At 44.4% G+C, this 20637-nt stretch carries 17 protein-coding genes; 7 read left to right on the top strand and 10 right to left on the bottom strand.

Features of this window, described 5'->3' with window-relative positions; genetic code table 11:
- Nucleotides 1–7: 7 nt before the first annotated feature.
- From astA to OE749_RS06595, 4 genes are all read left to right on the top strand, one after another.
- Nucleotides 8–1045, top strand: a complete 1038-nt coding sequence (gene astA, locus OE749_RS06610) for an arginine N-succinyltransferase (protein ID WP_263711601.1) — start codon at nt 8–10, stop codon at nt 1043–1045.
- A 118-nt stretch (nt 1046–1163) separates the two neighbouring features.
- Nucleotides 1164–2642: a succinylglutamate-semialdehyde dehydrogenase gene (astD, locus tag OE749_RS06605; protein WP_263711600.1), complete on the top strand. Its 1479-nt coding sequence runs from the start codon at nt 1164–1166 to the stop codon at nt 2640–2642.
- Between the two features lie 105 nt (nt 2643–2747).
- Nucleotides 2748–3554: a DUF1338 domain-containing protein gene (locus OE749_RS06600; RefSeq protein WP_263711598.1), complete on the top strand. Its 807-nt coding sequence runs from the start codon at nt 2748–2750 to the stop codon at nt 3552–3554.
- 119 nt (nt 3555–3673) lie between these two features.
- A complete protein-coding gene (locus OE749_RS06595; protein WP_263711596.1) occupies nt 3674–4432 on the top strand; it encodes a substrate-binding periplasmic protein in 759 nt (252 codons plus the stop codon).
- Nucleotides 4433–4453: 21 nt separating this feature from the next.
- Here the strand turns inward: OE749_RS06595 and OE749_RS06590 are convergent, their stop codons facing one another.
- The 5 genes from OE749_RS06590 to glnK form a co-directional block, all read right to left on the bottom strand.
- Nucleotides 4454–6346, bottom strand: coding sequence for a diguanylate cyclase domain-containing protein (locus tag OE749_RS06590; protein ID WP_263711594.1), 1893 nt, complete (start codon nt 6344–6346; stop codon nt 4454–4456).
- 51 nt (nt 6347–6397) lie between these two features.
- Nucleotides 6398–7324, bottom strand: a complete 927-nt coding sequence (locus OE749_RS06585) for a Dyp-type peroxidase (RefSeq protein ID WP_263711593.1) — start codon at nt 7322–7324, stop codon at nt 6398–6400.
- 27 nt (nt 7325–7351) lie between these two features.
- On the bottom strand, nt 7352–9049 hold the full coding sequence (ggt, locus tag OE749_RS06580) for a gamma-glutamyltransferase (RefSeq protein ID WP_404828139.1): 1698 nt from the start codon (nt 9047–9049) through the stop codon (nt 7352–7354).
- A 257-nt stretch (nt 9050–9306) separates the two neighbouring features.
- On the bottom strand, nt 9307–10566 hold the full coding sequence (locus OE749_RS06575; protein WP_263711590.1) for an ammonium transporter: 1260 nt from the start codon (nt 10564–10566) through the stop codon (nt 9307–9309).
- 23 nt (nt 10567–10589) lie between these two features.
- The gene (glnK, locus tag OE749_RS06570) at nt 10590–10928 is read right to left on the bottom strand and encodes a P-II family nitrogen regulator (protein WP_263711589.1); all 339 of its coding nucleotides are present in this window, start codon (nt 10926–10928) and stop codon (nt 10590–10592) included.
- 226 nt (nt 10929–11154) lie between these two features.
- On the opposite strand from glnK, the gene OE749_RS06565 reads away from it, so the two are divergent.
- A complete protein-coding gene (locus OE749_RS06565; RefSeq protein ID WP_263711588.1) occupies nt 11155–11934 on the top strand; it encodes a hypothetical protein in 780 nt (259 codons plus the stop codon).
- Between the two features lie 93 nt (nt 11935–12027).
- Here OE749_RS06565 and OE749_RS06560 read toward each other — a convergent pair whose 3' ends face one another.
- Nucleotides 12028–12564: a dihydrofolate reductase family protein gene (locus OE749_RS06560; RefSeq protein WP_263711587.1), complete on the bottom strand. Its 537-nt coding sequence runs from the start codon at nt 12562–12564 to the stop codon at nt 12028–12030.
- A gap of 341 nt (nt 12565–12905) precedes the next feature.
- Between OE749_RS06560 and OE749_RS06555 the strand changes: the two genes are divergently transcribed.
- Nucleotides 12906–13184 (top strand): peptidylprolyl isomerase, encoded by a 279-nt coding sequence (locus tag OE749_RS06555; protein ID WP_263711586.1) that lies wholly within the window; start codon nt 12906–12908, stop codon nt 13182–13184.
- A 169-nt stretch (nt 13185–13353) separates the two neighbouring features.
- On the opposite strand, the gene OE749_RS06550 is transcribed toward OE749_RS06555, so the two are convergent.
- The 3 genes from OE749_RS06550 to mrcB form a co-directional block, all read right to left on the bottom strand.
- Entirely contained in the window at nt 13354–13830 is a 477-nt protein-coding gene (locus tag OE749_RS06550) for a restriction endonuclease (RefSeq protein ID WP_263711585.1), read from the bottom strand.
- A 224-nt stretch (nt 13831–14054) separates the two neighbouring features.
- Nucleotides 14055–14285 carry a hypothetical protein gene (locus OE749_RS06545; RefSeq protein WP_263711583.1) on the bottom strand — a complete coding sequence of 77 codons (231 nt, stop codon included), beginning with the start codon at nt 14283–14285 and terminating at the stop codon, nt 14055–14057.
- A 58-nt stretch (nt 14286–14343) separates the two neighbouring features.
- Nucleotides 14344–16656 carry a penicillin-binding protein 1B gene (gene mrcB / locus OE749_RS06540; protein WP_263711582.1) on the bottom strand — a complete coding sequence of 771 codons (2313 nt, stop codon included), beginning with the start codon at nt 16654–16656 and terminating at the stop codon, nt 14344–14346.
- A gap of 234 nt (nt 16657–16890) precedes the next feature.
- On the opposite strand from mrcB, the gene OE749_RS06535 reads away from it, so the two are divergent.
- Complete coding sequence (locus OE749_RS06535; RefSeq protein WP_263711581.1) at nt 16891–18006, top strand: serine hydrolase domain-containing protein; 1116 nt, start codon at nt 16891–16893, stop codon at nt 18004–18006.
- A gap of 144 nt (nt 18007–18150) precedes the next feature.
- On the opposite strand, the gene hrpB is transcribed toward OE749_RS06535, so the two are convergent.
- A complete protein-coding gene (gene hrpB / locus OE749_RS06530) occupies nt 18151–20613 on the bottom strand; it encodes an ATP-dependent helicase HrpB (RefSeq protein ID WP_263711580.1) in 2463 nt (820 codons plus the stop codon).
- Between the last annotated feature and the right edge of the window lie 24 nt (nt 20614–20637).

Genomic DNA, 20637 nt, shown 5'->3' with positions numbered 1-20637 from the left:
AGCGAGTATGAAGATCATTCGCCCAATCCGCTCTAGTGACTATTCTGCGCTTCATACCATTGCAGTGGAGTCTGGCATCGGCTTCACTTCACTGCCTGTCAATGAAGACCTATTGAAACGAAAGATTGCTTCTGCGGAAGCGTCTTTCCAATCAAGTGTCACTGCCCCTGGTTCTGAGAGCTACTTGTTTGTCATGGAAGATACAGAGACAAAAGAAGTGGTGGGCACCAGCGGTATTGAATCTACAGTTGGTATGGACGATGCGTTTTACCATTACCATTTAGGTACGGTTGTACACGCATCCCGTGAACTTAACATTCACAACACCGTCGACATTCTCACCCTGTGTAACGATTACACTGGGGTATCAGAAATCTGTACGTTGTTTCTAAAAGAAAAAGCCCGTGAAGGCACCAATGGCAAACTGCTATCAAAGTTTCGCTTCTTGTTCATGATGGAACATCAAGAAAGATTTGCAGAAACCGTCATTGCAGAAATGCGCGGTGTGAGTGACGAAAATGGCGAGTCTCCATTTTGGAAATGGCTCGAAGAACACTTTTTCTCACTGGATTTCCCAACGGCAGATTATTTAACGGGTATTGGTAATAAAGTATTTATTGCTGAGCTTATGCCGAAATATCCAATTTATGTCAGTTTACTGAGTAAAGAAGCACAAGCTGTTATTGGCAAAGTCCATGAAAAAACGAAGCCAGCATTGCAGCTTTTAGAACAAGAAGGCTTTTGTAGCCGAGGCTACGTGGATATTTTTGATGCAGGCCCAACGGTCGAAGCTAATCTTCAACACATTCGCACGGCACAAGCTAGCTTGAAAATGAATGTACACATTGATGATGCTATGGCACTACAAGGTGAAACCCATTACATTATTAACACTGAAGTACAGAATTTCCGAGCTACAGCTGCACCTGTTGTGATAGAAGAGCAATCCCATATTGCAATTATCTCTTCGTCAACAGCTGAAGCATTAAACGTGAAAGAGGGCGAACCGATTCGATTTTCGCCAGCAAAGTTAAGTAACATGTAAATCATGTCGTTTAATGTGTTTACACTTGGCAATAGAAAGCAAGTAACACGTTTTTAGAAAGTTTAGTGAACAAGAAGCTGGGCATGCCCAGCTTCCTCACATATCAGGAGTTAATATCTTGAGTACGCATACACATTTTATAGGTGGCAATTGGGTTGCTGGCAATGGCCATCCGATTGAATCTGTTGACCCCGCTAAAAAAGCAGTAATTTGGCAAGCAAACTCAGCTTCGTCTGAGCAAGTTGATCAAGCTGTACGCGCAGCCCGTGATGCATTTATTGCTTGGAGTGATCTTGAATTCAATGCGCGTTTAGCCATCGTAAAGCGCTTCGCTGAATTGCTCGGTGAAAATAAACAAGCACTGGCTGAAACCATTGCTCAAGAAACTGGCAAGCCGTTATGGGAAACGGCCACTGAAGTGGGCGCAATGATTGGTAAAATTGCGATTTCAGAGCGTGCCTACCATGAACGAACTGGGTTAGTTGAAAACCCAATGCCAGTAGGCAAGGCATTCATTCGCCACAAAGCGCATGGTGTGGTGGCTGTATTTGGCCCTTATAACTTCCCAGGTCACTTACCCAATGGTCACATTGTACCTGCATTATTAGCTGGCAACACCATCATCTTTAAGCCAAGCGACTTAACGCCGCTAGTAGCAGAGAAAACCGTTCAACTATGGGAAAAAGCCGGCCTTCCTAAAGGCGTACTAAACCTAGTTCAAGGTGAAGTGGAAACCGGCAAAGCCCTTGCCTCTCATGCCGATTTAGATGGCTTATTCTTCACAGGAAGTTCGCGTACAGGAAAAATTCTTCACGAGCAGTTTGCAGGGCATCCCGGCAAAATTCTTGCGTTGGAAATGGGGGGTAACAATCCGCTTATCGTCAAAGATATTCAAAATATTGATGCTGCTGTACACGATATTGTTCAGTCGGCATTTATCACTTCAGGACAGCGCTGTACCTGTGCTAGACGTCTGTTTATTGAAGCTGGTAGCCAAGGCGATGCGCTGATTCAACGTCTTGTTGATGTCACTAAGCGTATTGAAGTCGGTCAATATGACGCAGAAAAGCAGCCGTTTATGGGCGCTATGATTTCTAAAAACGCAGCGGCAATGATGGCCTCTGCTCAGAAGCAATTGTTGGACATGGGTGCAGAAGCGCTAGTAGAGCTCACGCATACTGACACTGAATCAGGCTTCGTCACACCAGGCATTTTGGATGTTACTGCAATTGCTGACACCATGCCTGATGAAGAGCACTTCGGTCCTTTGCTTAAGATCATTCGCTATACGGATTTTGATGACGCTATTCGCATGGCAAATAACACCAGCTTCGGCTTGTCAGCCGGGTTACTGTCTGACAGCGAAGACCTGTACAATCACTTCTTTAAGCGTATTCGTGCAGGAATCGTTAACTGGAACCGTCCTATTACTGGCGCAAGCAGCGCGGCACCATTTGGTGGCATAGGGGATAGCGGTAACCACAGAGCGAGTGCCTACTATGCAGCTGATTACTGCGCGTATCCAGTTGCGTCAGTTGAACTCGACACATCAATTCTGCCCGAGCAATTGAGTCCAGGGTTGGATTTTTCTGAATAATATTTGTTCACTTTTTGCGCGTATTTTGTATAATACGCGCGCGGTTTTTATGTAAGCGAATACAAACCTTGTCAACTTCGACAAGTTTGTGCAGTGAGAGGCAGTATGCATACCAATATCGACACGCTTTTTGCCAACCTTTGGCAGAATTACATCTCTATTACTCCGTCAGCAGAAAAAGTTCATGAGCTTTTAAGCAGCAATTCTGGTGACGAAATCATCAATGACCACGTAGCGTTTCGCACGTTTAACATTGAAAAAGTAAACCTTGATAAGCTGGCTGCACACTTTTTGGCACTGGGCTATGAGGAAAAAGGCAGCTACAACTTTGAAGCTAAAAAGCTTGCTGCAAAGCATTTCGAACACGCTGACACCAGCAAGCCGAAGGTGTTTATCAGTGAGTTACTTGTTGAAGAATTCTCTGATGAAGTTCAAACGATCATTCACAAAATGGTCGATAGCATTGCTGACGATGCAGCACAACACCGTGACTTCTTGTACTCGGGTACGCATTGGGAAGTCACAAGTGACGAGTATGAAACATTGCTTGCAGCATCTGAATACGCAGCATGGATGAGCGCATGGGGCTTCAGAGCAAACCACTTTACCGTTAGTGTGAACCATATGGAGCACTTCCAAGTGTTGGCTGATGTAAATCAGAAATTGAAAGATGCAGGCTTTGTGCTGAATACGTCTGGCGGTGAAATTAAAGGTGGTGAAGAAGTGCATTTAGCACAATCTTCCACGATGGCCGACAAAGTCGAAGTACAATTCAAAGACGTGAAAAAAGTGATTCCTAGTTGTTTCTATGAATTCGCTCAACGTTTTAATACGCCTAGCGGTGAACTATATCAAGGCTTTGTTGCAGCATCAGCTGACAAAATCTTTGAGAGCACTAACGCTAAAGGGTAGTGATCGGGGTTGGCATTCGAAGCTAGCCCTCAAATCTCGCCAACCCATTAGGAGCAGATTTGATCTGCTCCTAAAATTCGTTATGATGCAGTTAACCTTCTACGCTGTACTTTAGTATTTTGAAGTTATTTTTTTTATTCTCGCTGTTAGCCTTTTTTTCCCATTCGCCTGCTAAGGCAGACACCTGCTCTCAACTAATTATTGCTGGGGCAGAACAATGGCGTCCTTATTCCTACGTAGCTTACACGCCTCGGCCTCAAGTAAGAGGTGTGGCACACTCTTTGATCGATATTATCTCGCATGAATTACATATTCCCGTCACTCGCATTCCCAAAATGCCTTGGAAAAGGTTAGAAATCCTATTAGAAACTGGCGATATTGATATGGTAGCAGGGCACTACTGGAGCGAAGAGCGAGAAAAACGGTGGCTCATATCGGCCCCCTTTGCTTTCGAATCAGTACATGTGTTGGCGTTAAAAAACGCATCATTCAAATACGAATCGCTTGAAGACCTTATCCCCCTTAGAGGCGTTATGCCAATGGGAATGGAAATGGGACGAGCATTTGACGCGCTCCGTCCGCAATTAGATGTGGTAGAAGTTCGGGAGCACGCGCAGATGTATGAAATGCTCAGGCTAGGTCGTGTAGATTATCTCATTACACCGTTAGAAGCAGCTCAACCACACCTAAATCAAGATAAGACGCTGTCACTTCATAACACTCCTCTCAAGCGCTTTGGTATTCACTTGAGTCTTTCGCAAAAAAGCCCTTGCGCACCGCTGATGCCAGAGATTAACCGCATTATCGACGAATTGATAAAAAGCGGAAAAATGCATCGTCTAATCGACTATCACCGTAAATTGGCGTTGGCTGAATAAGCAAACGTAATACGTGTAGTGTTAACGCAGTGCACTTTTTGCCAAAACAACGGTATTTCGTCCTGCTGATTTACCTTGATACAGCGCATCATCAGCACGTTTGAAGCACTCGTCAAAGGTTTCTCCTAGCCGAAACTCAGCAATGCCAATCGTTACGGTAACAGGAATGTTGATCCGTTCGCTCAATTCATTTTGTGCAAGCTGATTGAGTTTATCTGCTAAGATTTTCGCGCCTTCAAGCGTTGTGTCAGGAAGAAAGATTAAAAACTCCTCTCCTCCCCAACGGGCAATACTGTCGCTTTTTCTCAGCGCTGCGCGCATTAGCTGCGCTCCCATCAAAAGCACCTTGTCGCCAGCATCATGCCCGTGCACGTCGTTTAATTGTTTGAAGTTATCAAAATCGAGTACGAGCAGTGTCATCGGTGTGGCTGTGTATAAATTTCCAGACATAAATTCATTGATATACTGCAACAACCCTCTTCGATTTGGTAACGATGTGAGTGGGTCTTGATTTGCCAAATTTTTCAACTTCTTGTTCGCGCTGGCAAGCTCCTCTGTACGCTTTTCTACTTTCGCTTCAAGGTTTTGGCTGAGCTCTTCAAGCGCCCGATTTCTGGTCTCAAGCACTGTATACAGGGTTTGGTTTTCTTCCGTAGCGTGAATAAATTTCGTGTAGGTAACATACAACTGACACAATACGAAAGCGAGCAAGCCAAAACTCACGGTATGCCCCGTTTTCACCCATCCCAGGTTATACAGGATATCATTCGCGACCAGCACAAATAAAAAGAGTGTTCCGACCAATAATATGCCCGCTGCTCGTTGCCTTTTTCTAACATTCACCATTAATCTGGCCAATACGTAAACGATGCCGATTAGTACGCCAAACTGAAAAATATACATATACTGGCTTGCAAACAATGGCTCAAAAAACACAGTGAGCAAGGCAAAGAAAGTGCAGAACGCATAAATAGCGAGCATTACCCAGCGCTGGAAAGAGTCTTTGAACATTAAGTGGAATGAAGCCGTCAACGTCGCAGTGGCCAGTATAAAGGTCAGAAAGCTCGCTCGTGCATGTGTGTGCCAATCAATATCGTGGTAGCCAATTCTTCCCAGCAGCTGGCTATCTTCTAACTCTCTCCCGCCTAGCAACAAACAGCTAAGAGCAATCACGAACGGTAATAAAACCGACGGGCGAAGCGAATAATGAATCAAGTTTATAATAGCGAGTATAAGGAAACTACTTACAATGATGGTAGAGCGAAGTACACCAAACAGATTTTTACGCTCAATATCACTGCGTTTGCCAAAGTGAATATTATGCCAAATACCACCCCAATAATAATCAAAGTTCGCAACTTGCAAAATAATACGCGCTTGCGTTGACGCCTTAAAGGTTACCACCCCCGCGCGATAGGCAGGTTCAGAAGTGTCAGCAGTCGCCCCCACTTTTCCGGCAGATGCAATTTCTTGGTTATCAACAAACAATCGATAGCTATTGCCTATTTGTGGAAGCAACATGCCGTATTCAGCAGGAGAATCTGGCAGATTGACATGCAATACATAGGAGGCAACACCGTATTGTGGAATAGGCTGATCGCCATAGGTGCTTTTTTCCCATGAGTGAGGTACCGCCGTATACAATCGCTCTTGATATATGTGATAGCTCTCGGGTGTTAATGTTTCCCCCCAATGAAACTCCCATTCTCCCTTTAAAGGAATCGTATGGTAATTCGAAAACATCGATTCACTAAGAGTGAGTTGCCCTTTTTTGGCACTAATATGTTGTGTTTCAAACACATCATCAACCAACACCACAGAAATAGACACAAACAGCAATGCCAATAAAGCAAATAGCAATACACCAGATGCAATGGGAAGTGCACGTTCGAAAGGTGGAAGGGGGTGAGACACTATACGCCTACAACCTTAAGGTTGCTGTTTTCAGACCAAATCATATTTTTCTTAATCTATTAATGCTTGTTGTTTTATAAAAGTAACAGATGGAGCGAAAAATGCCGCACCCGTTTCAACTGTTGCATAATCTAGGAAGGCATCATATTGACCCGATTCATCACCATAAATCATACTGTATAGCATATTTTTAAACGGCTTAGGGCTCGAACAGCAGGAAACAAAATATAAGCCCTGTGTCGCCATATCACCATAAGGCATACTTTGTTTAAGTAAGGGAATAAGATCTCCACGCTCATTTTTTAGCTGCGTGCGCGCAAGATGTGCAGAAGGCAAAAGTAATTCCGACGCTAACGGCATACCCGTTTCTTTATTTCGCCCCATGATCATCTCTTGCTGTTGTTGCGATAATCGATTCCAGCTAGCGATGTCATAGCGAAAACGCTGCACATGTAAATAACTGCCACCCGAAAAATCAGGATCATTGTCACCAACGATGGCCGCATCCAGTTTTTTCATCCCTCTTGGATTATCTGGCGCATAAATAAAACCCGTTAAATCTCTGCCATCCAGATATCGGAATCCTCGAACTTCTTCTACTAATTCAACATGTAGACGTAAAAGCTCATAAACCTCTATACCAATAGCATGACAAATATCAGCACGATCAGCGCGAATTTGAATAAATAAATCACAAGCAACAACAGGCGCGCAGCGATCATCACATTGCATATCAGGAAACGGGGCCAACTCAATCGGTAACAGCCCAGGGTACAATTCCATCCAATAATTATTACCTACTGCGACAACCCCGGTCACCATAGCCTCATAGTGCTCGTTATCGTAATACTCAAAGATATCAAGGATACGCGCTAGTTTTGCGCGAATAGCTTGATCGTCATCATCAACGACATTGAACATCAAATATTGAGCGTGCAAATTGGGTTCTGCGCATATGCCTTTTTGCGGCTGAGCCATACGTCTATCTCTGTATTTCACGCTGCATTAATAACCCGCAGCCTGACCATCTTTTCTGGATTCGGATGCGCCGTAATATACACCTGTTTTGGTATCTCGCATAATCGCCTGATAACCACCAAACCAACCAGACACATCTTTAATGGTGTGCCCCTTTTCTAATAATGCTCGGCGAACCTGTTTAGAGTACCCACTCTCTAAGCTCACAAAGCCACCGTCCTCCATATGCTCGCCGGTTGGTTGGCTCGAGCCTGAATGAAGAATACGCGGTGCATCGCCAGCTTCCTGAAGATTCATTCCAAAGTCGATCAAATTCACAATGATCTGTGCATGCATTTGTGGCTGTGCACCACCGCCCATCACGCCAAAGCTCAGCCAAGGCTTTCCATTACGGGTAACAAAAGCGGGAATAATAGTGTGAAATGGACGTTTGTTTGGCGCATATTGATTCGCATGCCCTTCTTCAAGAGAAAACAATTCACCTCTGTCTTGCAGGATAAAACCGAGACCATCTGGCGTCATGCCTGAGCCCATACCTCGAAAATTTGATTGAATCAGTGACACCATGTTGCCCGCTTTGTCAGCCACCGTCAGGTAAATCGTATCGCCGTGATGAATACCAGCATCAATTCTTTTTAGCGCTTTATTCGGCTCAATCAGTGCACGGCGCGACTTGGCGTACTCTTTAGAAATTAGCCAATCGACTGGAATCTTATTAAATTCGGGATCAGCGTAATATTTGGCTCTGTCTTCGAACGCCAGCTTTTTGGCCTCAACAAAGGTGTGGACATATTCAGGTGAACCAAACCCCATGCCTTCTATATCAAACTGTTCAAGAATATTCAGAATTTGTAGTGCAGCAATACCCTGGCCGTTTGGCGGAAGCTCCCAAACATCATAACCTCGATAATTGGCTGAAACTGGGTCAACCCAATCCGATGTGTGTGAGGCTAAGTCTTCGTAGGTTAAAAAGCCGCCTTGCTCTTTCATATACGCAGCGATAGTGCGTGCTATATCGCCTTTATAAAATGCATCTCGCCCGCCCGTGGCAATCTTTTCGTAGGTAGCGGCTAAATCTGGATTTTTGAATATTTGGCCTTTTTCAGGCGCTCTACCATTTGGCATAAAGGTTTCTTTGAAACCTTTATATTGACTCAACTTGGGCACACTGCGCTGCATATAGTAGGCGATAAGTTCACTCACCGGAAACCCTTCCTTTGCATACTGAATGGCGGGCGCAAGTAAAGCCGACATAGGTAAGCTACCAAACTTCTTATGAAGTTCGAACCAGCCATCTACAGCGCCCGGTACAGAAACCGGCAATGGGCCGTATGCGGGTATTCGCGATAATCCATTTTCTTTGAAGTAATCTATCGTGAGTGATTTAGGAGAACGACCTGACGCATTGAGACCATAGAGCTTTTGTGTTTCAGCATCCCAGACCATGGCAAACAGATCACCACCAATACCATTTCCCGTGGGTTCAACGAGCCCTAGCATGGCATTCGCTGCAATGGCAGCATCTATTGCATTTCCGCCTTGCTTTAAAATATCGAGCGCTACCTGAGTCGCCAATGGTTGGCTAGTAGCAGCCATGCCATTTGCTGCTATCACCTCAGAACGGCTAGCAAACATCTCGCCCGTAATGCGGTCATAGCTATGTACTGCAGAAGTGTGAATTGCACATAAGAACAGGAAACAAAGTCTGTAGATTTTCATTGTCATTGAACCGATTAAGCGAGTGAGATGACAAGCATAACCCGACTATATAATTCATTGAAGTAAAATAAGAAAGTGGATCTTTGGTTACCGTCGAAGCTCCAATAAAGCTAAGCTTGTCACTCTGGCTTACGTTCGAAAAAACCACTCTTGCTCACGTAAAGCAAGACGAACCATAAAAGAAACCCCAGCAATGCTGGGGCTCCATCAACATACCTTTATTCTTTTGTTAGTGGTACGTCTTTCCCTTTGCTCTGTCGTTATTACTGGCGTCCACCAGTGAAGTCTGGGTAAGCTTCAAGGCCGCACTCACTCATATCAACGCCTTCAAACTCTTCCTCTTCACTTACGCGAATACCCATAATGGTTTTCAATGCTAGCCAAACAATGATGCTAGTCACGAATACCCAAACAAAAATGGTGGCTGCACCAATTAGCTGTCCGACGAACGATGCACCACCATCTTCTGTCAGTGGATTAGTGATTGGCACAAGCAATAAACCGAGCAATCCAACCACACCGTGAACAGAGATTGCGCCAACCGGATCATCAATTTTCAGCTTATCAAAGGTGACAATGCTAAACACAACCAGAATACCGCCAATCGCTCCGAATAATGTTGCAATCGCAGGCGTTGGTGTCGAAGGCTCAGCGGTAATCGCAACCAGACCAGCAAGCGCGCCATTCAACGCCATCGTCAAATCAGCTTTGCCGAACATCACTCTAGCGAGCAATAACGCAGCGATTAATCCGCCTGCTGCTGCCGCATTAGTATTCATAAATACCACGGCCACACTGTTTGCACTTTCGACAGACGCGGTTGCCAATACCGAGCCGCCGTTAAATCCAAACCAGCCCATCCATAAAATGAAAGTGCCTAGTGTCGCCAAGGGTAAGTTAGAGCCTGGAATCGCGTTAATGCGTCCGTCTGCACTGTACTTTCCCTTGCGCGGGCCAAGTACTAATACACCTGCAAGCGCTGCCGCTGCACCTGCCATATGCACAATGCCTGAACCTGCGAAGTCTGAGAAGCCTAATTCACCCAAGGTGTACATGCCAAACACGGGTTGTCCGCCCCATGTCCATGCGCCTTCCATAGGGTAGATAAAGGCTGTCATAATCACAGCAAAACTCAGAAATGCCCACAGCTTCATGCGCTCAGCCACTGCACCTGAAACAATCGACATCGCAGTAGCTACGAATACAACCTGGAAGAAAAAGTCAGCAGAGGGAGCATAACTTGCGGGTTCATCTTGCCCAGTCGCACCATCTCCCACGATATCTTTTAAGAAGAAACTAAAATCTTCACCACCATACATGATGCCGTACCCACAGATCATGTACATGGTGCATGAAATTGCGTATAAAGCGACGTTCTTGGTTAAAATTTCGGTAGTATTTTTTGCTCTTACTAGACCGGCTTCCAACATAGCGAAACCCGCAGCCATCCACATGACTAGCGCTCCGCACATCAAAAAGTAAAACGTATCTAGGGCATAACTTAGCTGAAACGTTGTTTCCATTATCCTACTCTCCCGTACATCTTCTAAATTGCTTCACTGTCAGTTTCACCCGTACGAATACGAACTGCGTGCTCTAGGTCATAAACAAAGACTTTGCCGTCACCAATTTTGCCTGTTTTTGCAGCGCCAACGATGGCTTCAACAAGCCGATCAACTTGATCTTCCTGAACCGCTATTTCAAGCTTTACCTTAGGTAAAAAGTCAACCTGATATTCAGCTCCCCGATACAATTCGGTGTGCCCCTTTTGTCTACCAAATCCTTTTACCTCGGTAACCGTAAGGCCATCGATTCCAATATCTGAAATGGCTTCTCTCACGTCATCGAGCTTGAAAGGCTTGATGATTGCCGTTACTAATTTCATCGCATTGCTCCCAATCTCTTATCATTATTTGCGCTGATATATCGACATAACAAAAGCCATGCCATAAATATTTATCTTTAATTTTCAGTTATTTATTCACCACACCCATTAATATGCACAATTTGGTCGCACCAGATTGGTGCTATGCACACACAATGCACCAACTAGGTGCATTGAACTTTAGCTAAGCTTGATGTTCTTACTCGGAGGAAAACTAAGGAGCTTTTTGAGATTGGACGCTCGTCATTCTTTCAACAATCACACCAAAACACCCCAATCAGTATGGCGCTTTGTAGTTGTGTCCATTGGTATTCATGTGTTGATTGTCTGGCTAGTATCGCTGCACCATGACAGTAAGCCTACATTAGCACCACTGCCAAAGACTGAGCCGCTCAAAGCAACATTAGTGAATATTGATTTAACGCAGTGGCAAATACCTGAAGCCTCAACGTCTGTTGAAGCAGAAAAGAAAGAACCGCCCGTAGCAGAAATAGAAAATAACGCAGCGCTTTCCGTGCAAGCTGAGCAATCCGAACCCGAAACGCCAAAAGTAGAGGAGCAACCTAGCGAAAAGCCAAGTGAAGAAACCGCTGCAGAATTGCAGACAACCCCGTCAGAAAACCCGATTCCTAGCACGCAACAAGCCATAACACCGTCAACGAAACAGACAGGTGACCATTCGTCCTCTCGCAACCTTGCCAGGCAGCATCTAGAACAGTATTTCCGACAACAATATCAACACGATGCAACTCAGGCATCAAAAGACTTTCAGGTAAGCAAGGACTCACCGACATTACCAAAGCAGGAGTATGATACCTTTACAACTGAAGACGAAAAACTCCGAAAAAGAGTACAAACACGGGTCAATTGCGAATCTGGCGTTAACAAAACCTTAGCGTCACTCTCATCGTTTGTAGGGGGAACACTAAGGTGCACCGATCCCCCTGATGTGGATAAATTTATCAATCAACGCGTAAAGAAGGCTCCGTCCGACGGGCAACGCTAGACAATAAACGGAAATTCTTGATTGCATGTTTGTGAAACTGGTTTGTGCCAAAAAAGGTCCTTAACATTAGCATAGTGTCCACTTCTCCAATTTTTAACCAGAGTAACGCTCAAAGTGATTTTGACAAATACCATTTGAGTATCTTTCGGATTTTGTGCATCTAAATTCTAACGCGCGATCTAATTCACCGAATAATCGGATTCCACTACCAAGTAATATTGGTATTGTTGTAATTATCAGCTCGTCAACCAAGTCTTCTTTTAAAAAGCTCTGAATAGTCAACCCTCCATCTATATATAAGTTGTTGTATCCTTTTTCCTTTAGCTCGTTATTGATACTTTTTATATCCCCTTTCGCTAGAAATACCTTTCCTTCTAATTTTTCTGGCACGTTCTTCAATGATTTACTTAAAACGAAAACAGGTTTGCTGTAGGGCCATTCGATATCCATACCAGTCACCAACTCCATCGTGTTACGCCCCATAACTAACGCATCGATACTTTCCATATGAGCCTGATAACCCATATCGATTTTATCTGGATTGGGAATAGTGTCGAGCCAATCGATTTCATGATTCTTTCCAGCAATGTAACCATCAAGGCTTGTAGCTATAAATACTTTATTGGACATAATTCCCCCCTATTAACTTAGTCTGTCTTTATTCAGCAGCGTAGAATCACAAGGTAAAGTATATAGATGTATATGAAGCATACCCGAAGCAAAAAGAAGTCGCTCCTCCAAAGAAAAAACAGCTCGGCTGATGCATTTATTAGCACATATAATTATTAATTCATTAAGTCTTAGGGGAAGTGGACATAAACATACGAGCTTCATTTAGCATGTTTCCTTCTCGTATGTAGCGGCGGCGTCTTTGGCTTCATTGACTCCGAAGCCTTTATTACAATTGTATTGCTTTGGTATGGCTGGCGCTTCATTTATACTTTACAAAATCACAGTCAAAAGAGAAACTCATGCCACGAGCCAGCGCATACCACATTCTGGTAAAGACAAAAGAAGAAGCAGAAAACCTCAAGCAAAAATTGGCCAAAGGCGCTAACTTTCAACAGTTAGCTAAAAAGCACTCTATCTGCCCTTCGGGTAAACGCGGAGGGGATTTAGGTGAGTTTAACCGCGGTGATATGGTCAAAGCCTTTGACGATGTTGTATTTAAAAAAAACCTGCTTGAAGTACATGGTCCAGTAAAAACCAAATTTGGTTTTCATTTGATTAAGACTATTTATCGAAGTTGATTTAGGGGCATTTTCGCACTTGACGGACGACAATCGACAAGAGTAAACACCGGCACAGTTTCGAGAATGACTGAAATTCAGAGGCCAGTGCGATATATTCTCTAGAGTGACAACCTCCGATTAACGTAAATTTCGGTTACATAGTTTGATATTCGCCTTCACTCGTTGCTCAGCGATGCATATCTATTTCTTTAATGCATAGCCGAACTTTGGATTGCGTAAAATTGTGTGACAAGAAATATTCTGCCATTGGGTACACTTTCTTGCCTGACTTATTTTTTCGGGAAGAAAACGCCTTGTTTAATGAGGGAATTACCAACCAAAAATTTAGCTTCTCGCCAGTGTATACTTTAGCAAGATAGCTTGATGCCTTGTACAATATCCACTCAATCTTCTGGCGACTAAATTTAGATGAATAAGCGTATTTGCATTGAATAAAGATCGATTCACCTCCCTTCTCAGCAATCAAATCAATACCTCCATCATTGAAGCCCTTCTCTAACCCATGCTCAGCAACCGTGTAACCGTCTTCAGCCAGTGATTGTGAAACATATTTCTCATAAATATATCCCCAGTCTGACGGCTTGAGGTCAGCATAACGAATAGCCAATTCACTATCAGATAAACCAATTTTTATTAGCTCCATAGTAGAATCTAGGCTCAACTTGCCATATCTCAATTTTCGACCGAGACCTTTCATGTTTTGCGCAACTTTTCCGGACACTAGAATGTTCAATAAAATAAGTATATGTAGAAGGTAACATATACTGCGTAGCCAAAACGCTGATAGCGTATTAGCAATTACTGGATGATATTAAAGTTACAGAGGTGAAGATTAAAAACATCAACTCAAATGATGTCTAATTCCACTTAATTAAAGTGAATTGCAAGCATCACAAGAATTGCTATAACAGTTACAAGACCAGCTAGGACGCAAGGCATATCAGCTTCATCAGAAGACGTTGGATATTTTCCGAAAGACACCATTTTCAGTACAATTCGCCCAAGCCAATATAGCAAATACTCCAACACGACTCCGATGAATAACCATCGCAGAAAACGCATTATTCCGCTGCCAACCCCCTCTAAAATTCCTTCCATAATACGATCCTATGTTGTTTTATACTGTCTGCTTATTCGTTTACCCTACAAGGCTCTACTACCCAAATATTCGCTCCCACCAACTTTTTGCTTTTTGTTTTTGTTGCGCAGGAGGAGCTGAATCACACGGTACGGTTTGAAGCGGCAGTGCATCCAGTATGGCAGGAACACTCAATGCGCCTTTGCAGCCAGCGGTGGTTTGCATGCCGTCTTTTACCCGAAAATGCGCGATCCCCAAGCCCTCAGGGAAGCGTCTGACTAATGATTTCGGAGACTGTTTAGACTGAAAATCACTAAACAACGCCAGCGCACCAGAGGTTCCCGTTAGTCCAGTAGGTGTATTATTGTCTTTACCGATCCATGTCGTAATCAAGAGGTTGTTATCAAAGCCACTGAACCAGCTATCGCGATAGTCGTCTGTTGTACCTGTTTTGCCCGCCATATTCACATTAGGAAACCGTTTACTTAAAGATTTGGCCGTACCTTCCAGCGTGACTTTGTGCAGCGCGTAATTTAAAAGATAGGCTGCATCTTCATCAAACCGCTGACGTCCTTGTGAAGAGAACTGCCAAATAGGGGCATTATCAGCTGACAAAATCGTTTGTACCGTATGAATAGGCATTAGCTTGCCATTGTTGGCAATCGTCTGATACATCTGATTGACTTCAATTGGTGCTAGCTCTACCGCCCCCAGCGTTAACGCTGGGTAGCTTTTAATGTCAGACGTTACACCCAACCGACGCATGCTATCAACAATAGTAGACAGCCCCAACTCCATACCTAATGAAACCGTTGGCACGTTAAGAGAGCGTGTAAGCGCGGTATAAAGTGGCACTTGCCCACGGAATGCCTTATCGTTATTTTTTGGTTCCCAAACCGCGCCTTTGCTGCTTTTTAGGCGAATAGGCTGATCTCTCAACGGCGTTGCCAAGTTGTAAGAAGCGGCTTGCTCTAACGCCGTTAAATAAATGGCAGGCTTGATCAGCGAGCCAATAGAACGCTTGGCATCTAAGGCCCGGTTAAAACCGCTGTATTGAGTCTCTTTACTCCCGACAATCGCACGAACTTCACCACTACGAATATCGGTAACAACCATAGCAGCCTCTAACGCTTCGACTTTTTTTGCTTTTTCTAGTCGTGAGAGTTGTTGGCTAACCGTCTTCTCGGCTTTACGTTGTGCGGTGGTATCTAGCGTTGTAAATACTTTTACGCCTGACTGACGAATATCAGGATTATCAAGAATATCGCTTAACTCGCGGCGCACTCTATCCATGAAGGCCGGATGTTTTCCAGAAAGAAGCGTCTTACCATTTACCACCTTTAAGGGCGTATTCACATAATGCTCAAACTGTTGGCGACTGAGTTTGTTCGCTTCAAACAAAATACGTAGCACGAGATTACGTCGTTCTTCAGCACGTGCTGTATTCCGCCTAGGATTATAAAACGACGGCCCTTTTACCATGCCCACCAGCGTGGCAACTTCAGCTGTATTCAACTCTCTAAGTGGACGATCAAAATAAAATTGTGCCGCTAAACCAAATCCATGTACGCCCGTAGCACCATTTTGACCGAGAAAAACCTCATTGATATACGCTTCAAGGATGTCTTCTTTCGTATAGCGTGCATCGATAATGAGCGCCATTAGCGCTTCGTTAATTTTACGCGTAATGGTTTTTTCGCGCGTTAGAAACAAGTTCTTCACTAGCTGCTGAGTTAAGGTACTACCGCCCTGAACCGCTTTACCCGCAGCAATATTTGCCATTAATGCTCTGGCAATGGAAAGTGGCGCAACACCATGATGCTGATAAAAATCGCGGTCTTCCACCAAGACTAGAGCATCTTTAAGCGCTTGCGGCACTTCACCGTACGACACCAGCATTCGGTCTTCTCGCCCGCTATTAATTAAGCGAGTTACCAGCCAAGGCTCCATGCGAAACTCAGAAATTGGCGTGTTCGTGGCTAATGAGACAATGGATTTGACCCGATTATTTTCGAGCACAATGTTAAAACCGCCTTCTCGCTGGAAACCATCAGGAAAATGAAATGCTCTGCGCATGATGATAAAGCTATTACCATTTTGTTGGTACTCGCCTGTATTAGAGGCCTTTTTCACTTTCCGATAATTTAGCAGTGACAGCTCTTCTTTAATCTCTTTCGCTGTCATTTGCTGTTTAGGTTCAAGCACTAAGTGGCGCGCATAAATTTGCGCTGGTACTTGCCATTTATTTCCTTCAAAGCGATTTTGAATGATGATATTCAAATACAATAAATACACTGCAAACAAAGTAAACAGCGCAAGCCCAAGCTTCCACTTGTTTCGCCAAAGCCATTTGAACGGATTTTTTGACGCTGATTTCGCTTTATTCGCCATAAGACTGTATTTACCTCAATTACCTGAAGAAGCCGCACTTTAAAACATTAAACGAAAAGACGAAAGTACGGCTTGTTATTTGTTTTACACCCACTCACGGTTCTCGCGACTGCCACCACGATAGTAAGTCGGGGTGAATAAGACACAGGTCGTTCATATTTGTTCATGACTTTCATAAATTTTTAACGCACACTACCCTCCAACAAATTGAGCTTCATTTCATAGGGATTATGTATGTACAAACATATCATCGGATGTTTACTCGTTTTATTAGTGCCATTCTCTGGATTCGCCGCATACCCAACGTGCGACGCACTTACTCACCTCACGTTAAGTACGCCTAAAGGCAATATGACCATAAAAGAGAGAATGCACGATTTAGGCATTAACGGATTAAGCGTAGCGCTGGTAAAAGACTTTTCTGTCGCATGCACTTTTGCAGCCGGCAACAAAGATACGAGAAATCGTCATGTAGACCCGTCTACGCTGTTTCAAGTTGCGTCTATTTCTAAACCGATAACCGCCTTAGCCGTGCTAAAATTGGCAGAGGAGGGGCAAATTGAATTAACAAATTCACCAAACAAATACTTAACGCGCTGGAAGTTAGAACCGTCAAACACGGGTAATACCCACGTTGCCATTACCGATGTGCTTAACCACACAGCAGGCATTAATGTTCCTTCTTTCGCTGGGTACGCTGTGGGTACTCCACTGCCAACTACAGAGCAAATACTCAACGGAGAGTCGCCCTCTAATTCTCCCAAAGTGAATATTACTTCTGCGCCAAAGCAGCAATATCAATACTCTGGTGGCGGCTACACCGTTCTTGAGATGCTAATCGAAGATGTCAGTAAGCAATCCTTCACGGACTATGTCGAGGCTTCAATATTAAAGCCACTGGGAATGCATTCGAGTCACTTTGCGCAACCTCTTGATAGCGATTTGAAAGAACAAATTGCGCTAGGATCTTCAGGCCGCTTACCTGAGTCTGGAGGATACTTTAACTATCCAGAGCTTGCCGCTGCGGGAATGTGGTCAAATGCGGCTGATGTCGCACGTTTAGTAGTGGGTATACAGACATCTGCCAAACAAGGCATGAAAGGTATACTCACGCCAGAAACCACGAAAAAAATGCTGACGCCTTTTGAAGATTCGATGTCAGGATTGGGGCTGGTGATTGACGACATGTATTTCAGCCACACGGGCCACAACAATGGATATGTGTCAATGATGCTTGGTCACGATAGCGCAGGATATGGCATTGCGGTGCTCACCAGCGCAGAACAGCCAGCCATAATCAGTGAAATCATAGTCGCGATTGGCAAGGCAGAAAAGTGGGAAGACTTCTAGCACAATCACACGTTTTTTGATTCAAAAACAAGAGCCGCAGGAGTAAATACGAAAGTGCAATGCACAGTATCTAACACATCAGGTCATTCACACGCCGTGCGGCTCAATATTGATTGCAATTAGGTGATTGCTAAACGGCTTGTTTTACATGGCCTTCTTTGTTCTTGTGGTTGCGACCGCCGTAGCGGGGTCATCTGGCCAGAAATGTTTGGGATAGCGTCCTTTCATTTCTTTTTGAACCTCCTTATAACTGCCTTTCCAAAATCCTTTGAGGTCTTTCGTTGTCTGAATTGGGCGCTGAGCTGGAGACAAGAGTTCAATTGAAATAGGAATGCGCCCGTTAGCAATGGTCGGCGTGTCAGACAACCCATACATTTCCTGTATGCGCACTGACAGGGTTACGCGCCCGTCTGCGTGGTACTGTAACTTGTGTTTATTTCCCGTTGGCACGCGCAAATGAGACGGAAACCAGCCCGCCAACGCGTGCTGTTCATCCCAAGTTAACAGCCCTTTTACCCTGTTAAACCAATCTTGTTGTTGTAATTGAGATAACGTTTTTACATTGTCGAGATAAGGCGCAAACCATTCATCACGTCTTGCCATGAGTACGTCGGTGTTAAGCGATGTAAATGTATCGTCAATAAGCTGCGTCGCCAATTGAGTCGTGTTAAGCAGAGTTGTGAGCTGTGGTTGCTCACCTAATAATGGCAAACCTTCTTTTTCTAACAACTGATTCCATACACGGCGCATTTCATCACCATTGGGATTCGGTAACGCTTCAGCTTTTAATTCGATCGCCCCGATTCGCGTGCGGGATTTCGCCTGTATGCTCTCAGTTTGTTTATTCCACTGATAATCAACATCTGTCGATATATGCTTTACAAACAATACGTCGACGTCAGACTGAGGTATGGCTTCAGCCAATGTAATTCGTGCATCTGCCCGTTTACCGACAATAACGTCAGCCACTAACAACCAAGGTACATGTGCCAAAGGATGCGCTTCATCTAGATAAGCACCAGAGCCATTGGCCAATAAAAATCCGCCATTGCCACGAGATTTCGCTAAAAAATCGGGAAAGGCGATAGCAAGCAGTGAGTTGACGGTTTCGGGTAAAATGGGACTTTGCTTGTTATACGAAATATTCAAGCGACGACACCATCGCATCATCTGCTTTGACACAGGATGCCCCGGTGTTCGCTGCATTTCATGCAACTGCTGTGTCACTGACGCTCCATGACGTAAAAGAGGCTGATTAGACTCTAATAATGCCACCAGCATCGCGGCATGTTGTAAATAGGCCGCGTCATTGTTTTGTGCACGTTCCTTCGCATCACACAACATGTTGGCTAAACGAGGGTGACAACCCCATTGCGCTATGTGTTGTCCTCGCTCTGTTAACTTTCCGCCTTTAATTGCACCTAAACGTTCAAGTAACGTCATACCTCCCTGATAGTTCGCCTGAGAAGGCATATCAATGAGGGGCAATGAAGCGAGTTCGGTTCCCCATGCCAGCGATTCTAATAGATACGGAGCCGCATCCACACGCTGAATATCTGGTATCGCTTGCTTAATCAACCGTTGTTGTTGTTCTTGCGACCACAAACGTATACATGTGCCCGCTTGCGTGCGTCCGGCACGCCCTGCTCGTTGCGTGGCAGACGCTTGTGAAATCATTTGCGTTTGAAGCTGAGTCATTCCGCGTTTAACGTCAAACTGCGCGACCTTTTCTAAGCCACTATCAATAACAACGGAGATACCTTCGATAGTGAGTGAGGTTTCTGCTACGTTGGTAGCCAATACAATTTTACGATGACCCGCTTTTGCAGGCATTATCGCCGCTTTCTGCTGCTCTTTGCTCAAGCTGCCATGTAATTTATGTAACGACATATTGGCAGGCAATGTTTGAGATACACCCTCAGCAACCTGCTCAATATCCCCTACGCCAGGTAAAAAGACTAAGATACTACCGTTATCAGCTGATATCGCTTCATTGATAACCTTGACGACGTGAGTAGACAATGAGTGTTGATGAGAATAAGGTCTATATTGGTAATCAATGGGAAAGCTTCGCCCTTGTGACTCAATCACTTTAGCCTGAGGCAATACACGCTGCACGCCCTGAATATCGAGGGTAGCTGACATAACTAACAGCCGTAGGTCTTCCCGCAACCCTTGCTGAACATCGATACTCAGCGCTAAGGAAAAATCAGAATGCACATTGCGTTCATGAAACTCATCAAAAATGATCAACCCGATATCGGTGAGTTCAGGATCATGTTGAATAAGCCGAGTTAGTAGCCCTTCTGTTACAATTTCTAGTCGCGTACTATCACTCACCCGTTGTTCTGAACGAATACGGTAACCCACGGTTTGCCCAACAGGTTCACCTAACTGAGAGGCTAAGTACTCTGCGATGCTTCTTACCGCCACGCGACGAGGTTGCAGCATAATGATTTTTTTCTTTGTGCAGTCAACATCACTATTCAGTAAAGCCAGCGGCAAATAAGTAGACTTTCCCGCTCCAGGCGGTGCAGCAAGAATAACATTCCCTTCAGGCAGAGCATTTAAAAGGTCAGGAACAATAGATTCAACAGGTAAAGACAAAGCAATCCAAACTACGTTAGGCTG

The organism is Fluctibacter corallii (assembly GCF_025751585.1).
Classification (GTDB): Bacteria; Pseudomonadota; Gammaproteobacteria; order Enterobacterales; family Alteromonadaceae; genus Fluctibacter_A; species Fluctibacter_A corallii.
The sequence above is the reverse complement of the archived record's forward strand: the minus strand, read 5'-3'. Positions and strand labels throughout refer to the sequence as shown.